This window comes from Microbacterium oleivorans NBRC 103075, assembly GCF_001552475.1.
Taxonomy (GTDB): Bacteria; Actinomycetota; Actinomycetes; order Actinomycetales; family Microbacteriaceae; genus Microbacterium; species Microbacterium oleivorans.
The window spans coordinates 310,961-324,566 of the sequence record NZ_BCRG01000002.1 but is presented as its reverse complement, the minus strand read 5'-3'; the positions used below and the strand labels follow the sequence as shown (position 1 = coordinate 324,566).

12 protein-coding genes are annotated in these 13,606 nt (G+C 67.6%); 8 read left to right on the top strand and 4 right to left on the bottom strand.

The annotated features are described in order from the left end of the window. Positions 1 to 11 precede the first annotated feature (11 nt). Positions 12 to 833 carry a polyphosphate--glucose phosphotransferase gene (ppgK, locus tag MO1_RS04145; protein WP_036308833.1) on the bottom strand — a complete coding sequence of 274 codons (822 nt, stop codon included), beginning with the start codon at positions 831 to 833 and terminating at the stop codon, positions 12 to 14. A gap of 92 nt (positions 834 to 925) precedes the next feature. On the opposite strand from ppgK, the gene MO1_RS04140 reads away from it, so the two are divergent. The 6 genes from MO1_RS04140 (at position 926) to glsA (ending at position 7,708) form a co-directional block, all read left to right on the top strand. Continuing rightward, positions 926 to 1,108 (top strand): hypothetical protein, encoded by a 183-nt coding sequence (locus MO1_RS04140; protein WP_036308834.1) that lies wholly within the window; start codon positions 926 to 928, stop codon positions 1,106 to 1,108. 78 nt (positions 1,109 to 1,186) lie between these two features. Then, entirely contained in the window at positions 1,187 to 2,524 is a 1,338-nt protein-coding gene (gene glnA / locus MO1_RS04135) for a type I glutamate--ammonia ligase (RefSeq protein WP_036308835.1), read from the top strand. Between the two features lie 4 nt (positions 2,525 to 2,528). After that, positions 2,529 to 5,510, top strand: coding sequence for a bifunctional [glutamine synthetase] adenylyltransferase/[glutamine synthetase]-adenylyl-L-tyrosine phosphorylase (locus tag MO1_RS04130; RefSeq protein WP_060915273.1), 2,982 nt, complete (start codon positions 2,529 to 2,531; stop codon positions 5,508 to 5,510). Positions 5,511 to 5,540: 30 nt separating this feature from the next. Continuing rightward, positions 5,541 to 6,449, top strand: coding sequence for a DUF808 domain-containing protein (locus tag MO1_RS04125; RefSeq protein WP_060915272.1), 909 nt, complete (start codon positions 5,541 to 5,543; stop codon positions 6,447 to 6,449). Between the two features lie 49 nt (positions 6,450 to 6,498). Then, complete coding sequence (locus MO1_RS04120) at positions 6,499 to 6,762, top strand: hypothetical protein (protein WP_036308840.1); 264 nt, start codon at positions 6,499 to 6,501, stop codon at positions 6,760 to 6,762. 4 nt (positions 6,763 to 6,766) lie between these two features. Next, positions 6,767 to 7,708: a glutaminase A gene (gene glsA / locus MO1_RS04115; RefSeq protein ID WP_060915271.1), complete on the top strand. Its 942-nt coding sequence runs from the start codon at positions 6,767 to 6,769 to the stop codon at positions 7,706 to 7,708. A gap of 60 nt (positions 7,709 to 7,768) precedes the next feature. On the opposite strand, the gene glnA (MO1_RS04110) is transcribed toward glsA, so the two are convergent. Next, entirely contained in the window at positions 7,769 to 9,193 is a 1,425-nt protein-coding gene (gene glnA / locus MO1_RS04110; protein ID WP_020097357.1) for a type I glutamate--ammonia ligase, read from the bottom strand. A gap of 131 nt (positions 9,194 to 9,324) precedes the next feature. Here glnA (MO1_RS04110) and MO1_RS04105 point away from each other — a divergent pair, with 131 nt between their 5' ends. Continuing rightward, positions 9,325 to 9,753: an RDD family protein gene (locus MO1_RS04105; protein WP_036309449.1), complete on the top strand. Its 429-nt coding sequence runs from the start codon at positions 9,325 to 9,327 to the stop codon at positions 9,751 to 9,753. A gap of 6 nt (positions 9,754 to 9,759) precedes the next feature. Here the strand turns inward: MO1_RS04105 and MO1_RS04100 are convergent, their stop codons facing one another. After that, complete coding sequence (locus tag MO1_RS04100) at positions 9,760 to 10,470, bottom strand: DUF4191 family protein (RefSeq protein ID WP_036308845.1); 711 nt, start codon at positions 10,468 to 10,470, stop codon at positions 9,760 to 9,762. Positions 10,471 to 10,586: 116 nt separating this feature from the next. Between MO1_RS04100 and MO1_RS14570 the strand changes: the two genes are divergently transcribed. Continuing rightward, the gene (locus MO1_RS14570; protein WP_060915270.1) at positions 10,587 to 11,825 is read left to right on the top strand and encodes a hypothetical protein; all 1,239 of its coding nucleotides are present in this window, start codon (positions 10,587 to 10,589) and stop codon (positions 11,823 to 11,825) included. A gap of 21 nt (positions 11,826 to 11,846) precedes the next feature. Here the strand turns inward: MO1_RS14570 and sucB are convergent, their stop codons facing one another. After that, entirely contained in the window at positions 11,847 to 13,556 is a 1,710-nt protein-coding gene (gene sucB / locus MO1_RS04090; RefSeq protein ID WP_060915269.1) for a 2-oxoglutarate dehydrogenase, E2 component, dihydrolipoamide succinyltransferase, read from the bottom strand. Positions 13,557 to 13,606: the final 50 nt, after the last annotated feature.

Genomic DNA, 13,606 nt, shown 5'->3' with positions numbered 1-13,606 from the left:
GACCGCCGTCGTCAGCGCGCGGTCGTCCCCGCGAGGTCTTCGCCCTCGCCGACCGAGACGCCCGAGTCTTCGCCGGCGAGTGCCAGCGCGGCCGCCCCGATGATGCCCGCGTTGTTGCGGTGCACGGCGGGCACGATCTCGGTTTCCAGGTCGAGGAGCGGCAGGAACTTGTCCGCGTGCTTCGAGACGCCGCCGCCGACGACGAACAGGTCGGGAGTGAAGAGGAACTCGAGGTGGCTGTAGTACTGCTGCAGGCGCTCAGCCCAGGCATCCCACTCGAGCTCTTCGCGCTCCATGGCGGAGTAGGCCGCGTAGTGCTCGAAGTCCTTCTTGTGGCCGGGGCGGTGAAGGTGGCCGAGCTCGCTGTTGGGGACGAGCACGCCCTTGTAGATCATCGCCGTGCCGATTCCGGTGCCGAGCGTCGTCAGGAGGACGAGGCCATCGCGGTCCTTCGCAGCGCCGTAGCGCATCTCGGCGACGCCGGCGACGTCAGCGTCGTTCGCGAAGTGGATCTGACGGCCGAGCCCCTTCTCGAAGAACGCCTCCGCCTCGAAGCCGATCCAGGTGTCGGCGACGTTGGCGGCCGACAGCGTCCGGCCGTTCTTGACGATCGCGGGGAACGCGACGCCCAGCGGCACGTCGGCGTCCGTGACCTCGAGCTTCTCGAGCACCTCGGTGACGGCCTTCAAGACGTCGTCAGGCTCGGCACCTTTCGGTGTCGGGACCTTGATCCGGTCGGTGAGGAGCTTTCCCTGCGAGAGGTCGACGAGCGCACCTTTGATGCCCGTCCCTCCGATGTCGATGCCGACGGCGGTGGTGGCGGTACCAGTCATGATTCCGAGCCTAGTCGGAGCCCGGCATGCCGGCCGTAGGTCTCAGGGCGCCCCCTCCGTAGGATGAACCGCACGAGGCCGAGGAGGACCCCATGAGCGACGCCGACAAGTACTGGTACAACCTGAAGACGGGCGAGGTCCAGCAGGGGTTCGAGTCCCCGGCCGTCGACCGCGCCGGACCGTTCGACACCGCGGAGGACGCGGCGCGGGCGCCGGAGATCATGCGCGAGCGCTCGCGTGCCTGGGCCGCGGAGGAAGCGGCAGAAGACGACTGATGAGGCGCCGCGTCGCGTGACTCGGTCGTCGCTTCGGACCGCTAGTCTGGCAGTCGGCTCGGCACCGGGAAGGATGCGATGGACAAGCAGCGTGACTTCGTTCTGAGGACGATCGAGGAACGGGGGGTCAAGTTCATCCGGCTGTGGTTCACCGATGTGACGGGAACCCTCAAGTCGGTCGCGATCGCACCCGCTGAGGTCGAGGGCGCGTTCGCGGAGGGCCTCGGGTTCGACGGTTCCGCGATCGAGGGCCTGACTCGCTCCTACGAGTCCGACCTCCTGGCGCACCCGGACCCGTCGACGTTCCAGATCCTGCCGTGGCGCGGCGAGATCGACCCGACGGCGCGCATGTTCTGCGACATCACGACGCCCGACGGGCAGCCTGCCGTGGCGGACCCGCGTAACGTCTTGAAGCGCGCGCTGGCGAAGGCCGGTGACGCGGGGTTCACGTTCTACACGCACCCCGAGATCGAGTTCTACCTCCTGAAGTCGTCGACGTTCGGTCCCGAGGGACCGGAACCGGTGGATTCGGCGGGCTACTTCGACAACGTCCCCGGCGGCACGGCCCACGACTTCCGTCGTCGCTCGGTGCGCATGCTCGAGGACCTCGGCATCTCGGTAGAGTTCAGCCACCACGAGGGTGGCCCCGGCCAGAACGAGATCGACCTCCGGTACGCCGACGCTCTCGCGACCGCCGACAACATCATGACCTTCCGAACCGTCGTCAAAGAGGTCGCGATCGAGCAGGGCGTCTACGCGACGTTCATGCCGAAGCCCCTCAGCGGCAAGCCCGGCAGCGGCATGCACACGCACATGTCGCTTTTCGAAGGCGACATGAACGCCTTCTACGAAGAGGGCGCCCAGTACCAGCTCTCCAAGACCGGTCGGCAGTTCATCGCGGGTCTGCTGCGTCACGCGAACGAAATCTCGGCCGTCACGAACCAGTTCGTGAACTCGTACAAGCGTCTCTGGGGCGGCGACGAGGCACCGAGCTTCATCTGCTGGGGTCACAACAACCGCTCCGCGCTCGTCCGCGTGCCGATGTACAAGCCCAACAAGGGCCAGTCGACTCGTGTCGAGTACCGCGCACTGGACTCCGCCGCGAACCCCTACCTCGCTTACGCGCTCATGCTGGCGGCGGGCCTGAAGGGCATCGAAGAGGAGTACGAGCTCCCTCCCGAGGCCGAGGACAACGTCTGGTCGTTGACGGATGCCGAGCGTCGCGCGCTCGGCTACGGTCAGCTGCCGTCGAGCCTCGACCACGCTCTGGAGCTCATGGAGGAGTCGGAGCTCGTCGCCGAGACTCTCGGTGAAACGGTCTTCAACTACGTGCTGCTGAACAAGCGTCGCGAGTGGCAGGAGTACCGGGCGCAGGTCACCCCGTTCGAGCTGCAGAAGAACCTCGAGATGCTCTGAGGCCATGGCCTCGATCGAGCGACGGGCAGCACTCACCGACCTCGCCCGCGCGGGTTTCTCGGACCTCGCCGAGTCGTCCGATGCGCTCGACGAGCTCGCGTCCCTGACGGGAATCGGGCGAAGCGAGCTCGTCGTCGCTGCTCAGCGGGCGGCCGACCCGGACGGCGCCGTGATGTCGTGCGTCCGGATCGCGAGACGCAACGCGTCCGCGCTGCAACGAGCGCTGACCGACGCGAGCGATGTCGTGTGGTCGCTCCTCGGCGCGTCGTCTGGTTTCGCGGACTTCTTCCTCCGCCATCCGGACGAGCTTGTCCACCTGGTCGGCGCCGGCCGCATGCTGCCCTCGGCCCGCGCGATGCGGGAGAGTCTGCTCGAGTCGGTCGGAGCGGATGCCGAGGGCTTCGCCGCGGCATCCGATGAGTCCGCGTGGGTCGCTCTTCGCGTCCGCTACCGCCGCATCGTCGCTCTCATCGCGGCGTACGACCTCGCCGCCGACGACGCCACCGAGGTGCTGCCTGAAGTGGCGGCCGCCCTCGCGGATGCCGCCGGTGCGGCCCTCGACGCCTCCCTGTGCGCCGCGCGCGCCCGCGCGGCGGCCGCGATGTTCCCGCGCAGCGAGGTCGCGGCGACCTGTCTCTCCATCATCGGGATGGGCAAGACCGGCGCTCGCGAGTTGAACTACGTCAGTGACGTCGACGTCATCTTCGTGGCGGGCGTAGCGGGAGGCGCCGACCTCACCGAGGGGCGTGCGGTGGACATCGCGACCCGTCTCGCGACGCTCACGATGCGGGGCATCTCGGATGTCGAGGTCGAACCTCCGCTCTGGGAGGTCGACCCGAACCTCCGTCCCGAGGGCAAGCAGGGCGCTCTCGTCCGGACGCTCGATTCGCACCTGTCGTACTACGGGCGGTGGGCGAAGAGCTGGGAGTTCCAGGCTCTCCTCAAGGCGCGTCCTCTCGCGGGTGACCTCGCACTCGGGGAGCAGTACTGCTCCGCCGTGCAGCCGCTGGTGTGGACGAGCAGCGCGCGGGAGAACTTCGTCGACAGCGTGCAGCGGATGCGCGAGCGGGTGACCGACCACATCCCGGGTGACGAAGTGGCGCGGCAGCTGAAGCTCGGGCCCGGTGGCATCCGGGACATCGAGTTCACGGTGCAGCTGCTGCAACTCGTCCACGGCCTGTCCGACGAGGGGATCCGGCAGCAGAGCACCCTCGGTGCGCTCGTGGCGCTCGTCGGGGAGGGCTACATCGGACGGACGGATGCCGCGGCCTTCGGCCAGCACTACCGCACGCTCCGGGTGATGGAGCACCGACTTCAGCTTCGGCGCCTGCAGCGCACCCACCTCATGCCCACGACGGACGACGAGCTGCGCGTCCTCGCGCGCGCGTCCGGTCTCGCGACGAACGCCGCGGGCATCGGAGCGGTCTGGGAACGCGTGAAGCTGCAGGTGCGCGAGATCCACATCCGCCTCTTCTATCGCCCGCTGCTGTCCGCCGTCGCGGCCCTGCCCGCTGAGGAGCAAGGCGTGCTGTCGTCTGCCCAGGCACACGACCGGCTCGCGGCCATCGGGTTCCGCGATCCGGCCGGGACCCTTCGCCACATCGGTGCGCTGACGAGTGGGCTGAGCCGTAAGGCCACCATCCAGCGCCACCTCATGCCCGTCATGATCCGCTGGTTCGCCGACGGCGTGGACCCCGATTACGGGATGGTGTCGTTCCGACGCATCAGCGAGCGACTCGGCGACACCCCGTGGTTCCTGCGGATGCTCCGAGACTCGTCGGGCGCAGCGGAACGGCTCACCCGGGTGCTCTCGGGCTCCCGCTATGCAGCGGATCTCATGGAGTGGATCCCGGAGGCTGTGGCGTGGCTGGACTCGTCAGAACAGCTGCGTCCCCGGTCAGGGTTCGCACTTCAGCAGGAGGCGCGTGCGATCCAGGCTCGCCACGCATCCATCAGCGACGCGATGCGCTCCGTGCGAGCGCTCCGCCGCCGTGAACTCCTCCGCCTCGCCCTAGGCGGACTGCTGGGCGAGCTGACGATCGCCGAGCTCTCGCGGGGGCTGACGTCGATCAGTGAGGTGACGATCCAGGCGACCCTCCGCGCCGTGTGGCGTGAGGTCGTGCCGCCGGAGGACGACGCACTCGATTTCGCAGTGATCGCGATGGGTCGTTTCGGCGGCGCGGAGCTCGGTTTCGGATCGGACGCCGACGTCATGTACGTCTACGAGGCCAACGGTGTCCCCCCGCAGCGCGCGCAGGAGCTTGCGGTGAAGATCGTGCAAGGACTCCGAGCACACTCCGAGGACCAGCGCGCACCGTTCGACCTCGATGCCGGGCTCCGTCCGGAAGGGCGCAACGGACCGATGGCGCGTTCCCTCGAGTCGTACGCCGAGTACTACCGGCGTTGGTCGCTCTCCTGGGAGGCGCAGGCGCTGCTCCGGGCTCGCGGGGTGGCGGGGAGCGTGAAGCTCATCGCGCGGTTCATGGCGTTGGCGGACGACCTTCGGTACCCGCTCGACCCCGACGCTCAGGGCCTCCGCGAAATCAAGCGCATCAAGGCGAGGGTCGAGAACGAGCGACTGCCGCAGGGCGTGGACCGCTCGCGCCATCTCAAGCTCGGCCCCGGCGGTCTGAGCGACGTCGAGTGGCTCGTGCAGCTCCTTCAGCTCCAGCACGCGGCCCAGGTCGAGGGGCTGCGGACGACCTCGACGACGGCAGCCCTCGAAGCTGCGCGCGGCGCCGGGCTGATTCCGGATGACGCGGCGGAGCGCTTGGCAGAGGCATGGTGGCTCGCGAGCAGACTCCGCTCCGCGAACACCCTGCTGTCCGGGCAGACGAGCGATGTCCTGCCCAGCGATCGTGGGAAACTCGACGGGATCGGACGGCTCCTGGAGTACGAGCCGCGCTCCGCCACACAAGTGGAGGAGGATTGGCTCCGCACCGCGCGTCGGGCACGCCGCGCCTTCGACACTCTCTTCTACGGCTGATCGCCGACCAGACCGAAAGGCACCACCCCTATGTCCGTTGGACTCCTGGCCGTCGTCGACGACATCCTGAGCGCTGCCCTGAAAGCCTCCTCGAAGACGGCGGGTGTCGTGATCGACGACGCTGCCGTGACACCTCAGTACGTGCAGGGGGTCACGCCCGCGCGCGAACTTCCCATCGTCGGGAAGATCGCCCTCGGCTCGCTCGTCAACAAATTCCTCATCATCATCCCGATCGCGCTCGTGCTGACAGCCTTCGCCCCGGGTGTCCTGCCATTCCTGCTCATCCTCGGCGGTGCGTTCCTCTGCTTCGAGGGCGCGGAGAAGGTGCTGGAGTGGTTCGGATTCCACATGCACGCGGAGGAGGAGGCGGAGCGCGACGAGAAGAAGCTGGTCCTCGGCGCCGTACGCACCGACCTCATCCTGTCGAGCGAGATCATGCTCATCGCGCTCGACAGCCTCGAAGAGGACATGGGCGTCTGGCAGACCCTCGCGATCCTCGCCGTCATCGCGCTGATGATGACCTTGCTCGTCTACGGTGCGGTCGCGCTCCTGGTCAAGATCGACGACATCGGATTGAAGATGGCGAAGAGCTCGATCAAGCGCGTCCGCCACAACGGCGCTCGCATCGTGCGCTCGATGCCGGCCGTCTTCCGAGCCATCAGCATCCTCGGCACTGTTGCCATGCTCTGGGTCGGCGGTCACCTGGTGCTCGAGAACGTCGGCAAGGTCGGCTGGCACTGGACGACGGATCTTCTGCACGGCGTCGAGCACCTGCTCGAGGCCGCCGGCCCCGTGATCGTGTGGTTCGGCGAGACCCTCGTGTCCGCCGTCGCCGGACTGATCCTCGGGCTCGTCATCGTCGGGGTGATCCTGCTCATCGGTCGCATCCGGGGCAAGAATCGAGGCCACGCCGACGCGACGTCCGCCCCGACTCGCTGAGCCTGTCAAGGGGGCCAGGGTTCCCGAGCTCGACGCGTAGCGTCCGAGCATGACGAGCCATCAGCACGACGCAGACGAGCCGACCGCGGCAACGGACACCGCTCACTCCCAGAGCGATCACGTCGATCACGACACGGCATACAGTCCCGGCAGTGAAACCGAAACGCAGCAGAAGCAGGACGAGCGCGTCTCCGACGACGTCGACAGCGACATCGATGAGTCGCAGGTTCAGGTGGCTCCGGGCACGGGCGGACCGGATGACGTCGGTGAGATCGACGTCGACCCGAAGGACATCAACCTTCCTGGTTTCTGACTCCATGGCGCCCAGCCGCCAGGGCGAGGTCTCGTCCTACGCCCTCGAGTCGGTTGTCGAGCGAGCGCGCGAGCATGACGGTGGCGAGGTCGACCGGAGCGTGCCAGCGCTTGCATCGGCGGACCCGGACGTGTTCGCGGTGGCGCTCGTCGGAGTCGACGGCGCGGTCGCATCGGCCGGCGACGAGGACGTGCTCTTCAGCCTTCAGTCAGCGGTGAAGCCGTTCTTGTTCGCGCTCGCCCTCGCCGACACTGGCGGTGGTGCACTCGACCGGGTCGGCATCGAGCCGACGGGGGAGTCTTTCGATGCCATCAAGCTCGAGAGCGGGACCGGTCGGCCGCCGAACCCGATGGTGAACGCGGGCGCTCTCCTCACAGCGGCGCTGGTCGACGGCGATGATGTCCAAGCTCGTGATGAGCGGATCCTTCGCGGCCTCTCGGCCTTCGCCGGTCGCCAGTTGACCGTTGACGAAGAGATCGCCCGGGACGAGCACCTCATGGGGGATCGCAACCACGCGCTCGCGCACCTGATGCGTTCCGAGGGCACTCTCGAGGTCACCGCCGACGACGCGGTTGCCGTCTATGCGCGGGCGTGTGCCGTCCTGGTCGACGTCGAGGCGCTGGCGGTCATGGGTGCGACGCTCGCCGCCGGCGGTCGGAACCCCGTGACCGGACAGCGCGTCGTATCGGCGGACGTTGCCAGGGATGTCGTCTCGGTGATGGCGACATGCGGTGTGTACGACGGCTCCGGCAGATGGATGCGGAGCGTCGGCATCCCGGCCAAGTCCAGCGTCTCGGGTGCTCTCGTTCTCTCCGTGCCCGGCATCCTGGGAGCGGCGATGTTCAGTCCGCCGCTCGACGAGCGGGGGACGAGCGTGCGTGGTCATGCCGCTGCGGACATCCTCAGTGCGGAGCTGGATCTCCACGCGTTCGGTCGCCTGACCTGACCGCTGACGCGGAAAGGCCCGCCGGCAGACGCCGACGGGCCTTTCGCGATCGTGCAGGGATCAGACCCCGAAGTACAGCTCGTACTCGAACGGGTGCGGACGCGCAGCGATCGGCTTGATCTCATTCTCGATCTTGTACTCGATCCACGTCTCGATGAGCTCGGGCGTGAACACGTTGCCCCGCGTCAGGAACTCGTGGTCGGCACGGAGTGCCTCGAGCGAGTCGAGCAGCGAGTTGGGCACCTGCGGGATGTTCTTCGCTTCCTCGGGGGGCAGCTCGTACAGGTCCTTGTCGACCGGCTCGTGCGGCTCGATGCGGTTGATGATGCCGTCGAGGCCGGCCATCATCTGCGCCGCGAAGGCAAGGTACGGGTTACCGGAGGCATCCGGAGCGCGGAACTCGATGCGCTTTGCCTTCGGGTTCGAGCCGGTGATCGGGATGCGGATCGCCGCTGAGCGGTTTCCGGCCGAGTACACCAGGTTGACGGGAGCCTCGTAGCCCTTGACCAGGCGCTTGTACGAGTTGATCGTCGGGTTTGTGAAGGCGAGGACCGCGGGAGCGTGCGCGAGCAGGCCGCCGATGTACCAACGAGCGGTGTCGGACAGGCCGCCGTAGCCCTTCTCGTCGTAGAAGAGGGGCTTGCCGTCGAGCCACAGCGACTGGTGCGTGTGCATTCCCGAGCCGTTGTCGCCGAAGAGGGGCTTGGGCATGAAGGTCGCGACCTTGCCCCACTCCTCGCAGGTGTTCTTGACGATGTACTTGAACTTCAGGATGTCGTCCGCCGAGTGCACCATGGTGTCGAAGCGGTAGTTGATCTCCTGCTGGCCGCCCGTGCCCACCTCGTGGTGCGAGCGCTCGAGGACGAAGCCGGCCTCGATCAGCTTGAGCGTGATGTCGTCGCGCAGGTCGGCGGTCTTGTCGACCGGGCTGACCGGGAAGTACCCGCCCTTGTACGGCGTCTTGTTGGCGAGGTTGCCGCCCTCTTCGACGCGACCGGTGTTCCAGGCGCCCTCTTCGGAGTCGACGGAGTAGAAGCTGGAGTTCTGCTTCACCTCGTAGCGGACGTCGTCGAAGATGTAGAACTCTGCCTCGGGGGCGAAGAACGCGGTGTCGGCGATGCCGGTGGACGCGAGGTACTTCTCCGCCTTCTTGGCGACCTGGCGCGGGTCCTTGTGGTAGATCTCACCCGTGCGCGGGTTATAGATGTCGAAGATCATGACGAGCGTCTTCGCCTCGCGGAACTGGTCCAGGTACGCCGTCGTGACGTCGGGGATCAGCTGCATGTCCGACTCGTGGATGTTCGCGAAGCCGCGGATCGAGGAGCCGTCGAAGAGCTGGCCGACCGTGAAGAACTCCTCGTCAACGGTCGAGGCCGGGATGTTGAAGTGCTGCTGCACACCAGGGAGATCCGTGAAACGGATGTCGAGGAACTTGACGTCCTCGTCCTTGATGAACGCCAGCACCTCGGAAGAATCTTTGAACATGGAGTCTCCAAGATCGGGTGCGATGTCGACGCCCGTCGGATCAGGCGCCCCTCGAACCTATCGAAACGCAGTTGCTCGGCAGTGTCCCCGATGTTTCGGGGATGTTACGCGACCCGGATTACGCTGAGGAGGTGACTTCGCCCCTGTACGACTATCCCGGCGAGCGACTCGGTCGCCCCGCCACCGGCCGCGGCAGCATCGGCAGGCCTGGTCGTCGTATCGGTGCCTTGTTCATCGATTACGCCGCCGCGACCATCTTGGCGACGGCGTTCTTCGGATACGACCAGTTCGCGCTGCCCGAGAAGGCCGGTGGGACGCTCTTCGCACCGATGATCATCTTCGCGGTCTTGCAGGTGCTCTTCATTCCGACCATCGGGGGGAGCCCCGGGCACCGCATCCTCGGGATGCGGGTCGAGCTCGTGCGTGGCGGATGGCCGGGCCTCTGGCGGCCGGTCGTCCGGACGGCCCTGCTTCTGGTCGTTCTGCCCGCCGTCATCTGGGACGCAGACCAGCGCGGCATCCACGACAAAGCAGCGGGTACGGTCCTCGTCCGCAGCTGAGTCAGCTCAGCGAGGACGCTGCGCCCGCGCGCGTGCCGGGTCGATGCCCTTGGGGATCGGGAGCGACGTGACCGACTGCGACACCGATTCGATGCGCTTGACGACGGCGGCCAGCGTGGTGCGATCCACCGTTTTCGGCAACGCCTTGATCGTCTTCGCGAGTTTCGAGATGTGGATGTCGCCCTCGGCGTCACCGACGTAGAGGACCTCGACGTTGATACCGGAGGCGACCCGGGAGACCTTTTTGCGCTCGTCGCTGATGAGACGCGTCAGGCGTCCCCGGGCACCCTCGCCGATGATGACGACGCCACCACGACCCACGGCGCGGTAAACCGCATCTTGTGTGCGCGGGTTGACGCCGACGGGCATTTCGGAGGTGACCCAGCTGCGCCCCAGACCGGTCGACAGCACATGGCCGACAGCGCCCGGCGTTCCATCGAGCTTCTTGTACATCACGCGCGTCGACAAGCGCGTGAGCAGGATCATCGCAAGGAGGAAGCCCATGAGCAGACCGCTCACACCCCAGAGGATGACACTCCACGCCTGAACGGGCGGCACGAGGAAGCCGATGCCGATGCCTACACCGATGCCGACGAGGAGGGCGCCGATAAGCGCCCACGGCAGCCACCGGAACTCGCTCTTCGTGAACGTGTAGAGCGAGCGGATCTGCGAGAAGAATCCGGGGCGCTTCTCAGGTGCGGGACTGCGGGTTGCCATGGGATCAGCCTACCTTTGCGGGTCGCAGACTTCTTCACATGGTTGCGGGGATGCCGCCTGTCCACCGGCGTGCAGAGAGAACCTGTCGGGGAGTGCGCGGCCCCGAGCCTGGAGGCATGGACCCCGTCACTCTGGAGCTACCGCCCGCCCTTCGCGAGCTCACCCTTACGGAGGCACCGTTCGCCGGCGTCCTTCGCGCCGGCGAACCTCTCACCGTCTGGGTGGATGCCGCAGACTTCACTGCCTCTCCCGCATGGTCGGCTGTCGGCGTGGAACACATCCTCGCGCCGGTCGACGCCGCCGGGACCCCGGATGGGCCCCAGATCCTCCTCCCGCATTGCCCCATTCGGCTGGAGGATGTCGTCCGGGACCCCGCCCTCTCGCCCGGAGCCCTCGTCACGGTGGTGGTGAGCGCGCTTCGTGGCGCGGCCGAAGCGGATCGCCTCGGCGCGCAGTCGGGCTCCTGGTGGGTGACGGCCGAGGGGCGGCCCGTCCTCGCTCTCACGGGGTCACCGGACTGGCGGCAGGGCACCGTCGGGCTGCTGCGGGAGCTAACCAGCACGAACTCCGCACTGCGTGACGCACTCCATCGCGCCGCGGACGCAGTCGACGATCCTCGGCGCCTTCTCCGGGAGACGGAGGAGATCGAGAGCGCGCTGTTCGCGGCCGCCGATCCCGAGCCGCTGCCCACGGAGCGCCACGATGCGAGCTCCATCGTCCCCGTGCGTGCACGGACAGCGGGTGGTCAGGCCGCCCGCGCGGGATTCGCAGGCACGGTCAGAGATCTGATCGGGCGCCTCGTAGACATCGGGATCGCAGATCGCGTCAGTGGGATCATCGCCGTGTTGCCGCGTTCGAGAGTGAAGAAGCAGCGTGCCCGGAAAACGACGACGAATCGGCGACGGATCGTCCTCGTGGCCGCAGGGGCGGCGACCGCGGTCATCCTTGTCGGCGCGTTGTGGCCCGCGGAGGATGCGGACAGGCCCGCAGTGGCGGTGGAGGGTGCCAGGTCCGCCACATCCGCTCCGACCGACACGAAGCAAGTCGCTCCGACGGCGTCCGCGGCGCTCGGGGACCAGGGCCCCGCAGACATCGTCGCGGCGGCGCGTCACCTTGTCGACGCCATGGGGGAGTGCACAGGTGAGACCTGCCGCGGCGAACTCTGGGAGGATCCGGCCACAGCGGGGGAGCTTTCGGCGGCCTCTGGCGATTACGGGGTCGAAGTCGTGGACGAGTACGGCGGCGCGGCTGCGGTCCGCGTCGTCGGCACGGACCTCACGCAGGTGATGGTCATGGTTCGGGTGAAAGAGCGATGGCTGGTCCGCGAGGTGTACGACCTCGCAGACCAGCCATGACCGGTGGTGCCGGTTACTGCATCAGGCCCCGAGCTGGCCCTCGAACTGCGCAGCCTCGAGACGAGCCTTCATCGCACTGAGGAACCGCGCGGCGTCGGCGCCGTCGACGACGCGGTGGTCGTACGACAGGGCGAGGTAGACGTAGGAGCGGACGCTGATGGCGTCCTTCCCGTCGACCGATACGACGCCGGGCCGCTTGACGACGACGCCGGTTCCGAGGATCGCGGACTGGGGCAGGAACACGACGGGCGTGTCGAACAGTGCGCCACGCGAACCGGTGTTGGTCAGCGTGAACGTGCCGCCGGCAAGCTCATCGGGCTTCAGCTTGTTGTTGCGAGTCCGGTCGGCGAGATCGGCGATCTCGTGTGCGATCTGCGCGATGTTCTTGTCACCCGCGTCACGGAGCACGGGCGTGAGAAGTCCACGCTCGGTGTCGACCGCGATAGACAGGTTCTCGCTCGCCGGGTAGACGATCTTGTCGCCGTCGACGGTCGAGTTGATGACGGGGAACGTCTTGAGTGCCTCAGCGGCAGCCAGCGCGAAGAACGGCAGGAAGGACAGCTTGTCGCCGGTCTTCTCGAGGAAGGATGCCTTCACGGCGTCGCGGTAGTTCGCGAGCTTCGTGACATCGACTTCGACGACCGTCGTCAGCTGAGCGGTCTGCTGCATCGACTCGACGGCCCGGCTCGCCAGCACCTTGCGCAGGCGCGACATCGGCTGCGTCGTGCCGCGCAGCGGCGAGACCTCGACGGCGGCCGGCGCGGGAGCCGCTGTTGCAGCGGCCGGAGCGGCCTCTGCCTTCGGCGCCTCGGCTGCCTTGAGGACGTCTTCCTTACGGATCCGACCGCCGACGCCACTTCCCGTGATCGTCGACAGGTCGACGTTGTGCTGCTGCGCGAGCTTGCGAACGAGCGGGGTGACGTACGTCACGCCGTCTTCGACCGGTGCGGCCTCGGCAGCCTGGGTCGCGGCCGGCTTCGGCTCCTCGGCCTTCGGGGCCTCGGCGGGAGCGGGCGTGGGTTCCTCGGCCTTGGGCTCCTCGGCCTTCGGGGCCTCGGGCTCAGGTGCCTTCTCCTCGGCGGGTGCGGCGGGGGCCGGCTCTGCCGGCGCGGCAGGGGCTCCGGAGCCCACGCGGGCCAGGACGGCGCCGACCTCGACGGTTTCGTCCTCCTGGACGAGGATCTCGGTCAGCGTGCCGGCGATGGGCGACGGGATCTCGGTGTCGACCTTGTCGGTCGAGATCTCGAGGAGCGGCTCGTCGACGGCGACGTCGTCACCGACCTGCTTCAGCCACCGCGTGACGGTGCCTTCGGTGACGCTCTCACCGAGCTCGGGGAGGACGACGTCCTTCGCGTCACCGGATGCCGCAGGTGCTGCGGACGCCGACGCGGCCGGTGCCTCCTGCTGGGCAGGCTCGTCGGCGGCAGGCTCGTCGGCGGCCGACTCTTCAGCGGCAGGCTCTTCGGCGGCCGGCTCTTCGGCGGGGGCGGACGATCCGTCACCGATCTTCGCCAGGACGGCGCCGATCTCGACGGTCTCGTCCTCGTCCACGAGGATCTCTTCGATGACGCCGCTGACGGGCGAGGGGATCTCCGTGTCGACCTTGTCGGTCGAGATCTCGAGGAGACCTTCGTCGGCCTGGACCGAATCACCGACCTTCTTGAGCCAGCGGGTGACCGTTCCCTCGGTGACGCTCTCACCGAGCGCGGGGAGGACCACGGATGTGCTCATGACTGTGTCTCCTTCAAGAAAAAGCGATGTGCTGTCTAGCTTAGTGTCGC

Coding starts and splice junctions, on each gene's coding strand:
- MO1_RS04120 (WP_036308840.1), top strand. CDS start 6,499: ATGACGAGCCATCAGCACGACGCAGACGAGCCGACCGCGGCAACGGAC.
- glnA (WP_036308835.1), top strand. CDS start 1,187: ATGGACAAGCAGCGTGACTTCGTTCTGAGGACGATCGAGGAACGGGGG.
- glsA (WP_060915271.1), top strand. CDS start 6,767: ATGGCGCCCAGCCGCCAGGGCGAGGTCTCGTCCTACGCCCTCGAGTCG.
- MO1_RS04140 (WP_036308834.1), top strand. CDS start 926: ATGAGCGACGCCGACAAGTACTGGTACAACCTGAAGACGGGCGAGGTC.
- MO1_RS14570 (WP_060915270.1), top strand. CDS start 10,587: ATGGACCCCGTCACTCTGGAGCTACCGCCCGCCCTTCGCGAGCTCACC.
- MO1_RS04125 (WP_060915272.1), top strand. CDS start 5,541: ATGTCCGTTGGACTCCTGGCCGTCGTCGACGACATCCTGAGCGCTGCC.
- glnA (WP_020097357.1), bottom strand. CDS start 9,193: ATGTTCAAAGATTCTTCCGAGGTGCTGGCGTTCATCAAGGACGAGGAC.
- MO1_RS04100 (WP_036308845.1), bottom strand. CDS start 10,470: ATGGCAACCCGCAGTCCCGCACCTGAGAAGCGCCCCGGATTCTTCTCG.
- sucB (WP_060915269.1), bottom strand. CDS start 13,556: ATGAGCACATCCGTGGTCCTCCCCGCGCTCGGTGAGAGCGTCACCGAG.
- MO1_RS04130 (WP_060915273.1), top strand. CDS start 2,529: ATGGCCTCGATCGAGCGACGGGCAGCACTCACCGACCTCGCCCGCGCG.
- ppgK (WP_036308833.1), bottom strand. CDS start 833: ATGACTGGTACCGCCACCACCGCCGTCGGCATCGACATCGGAGGGACG.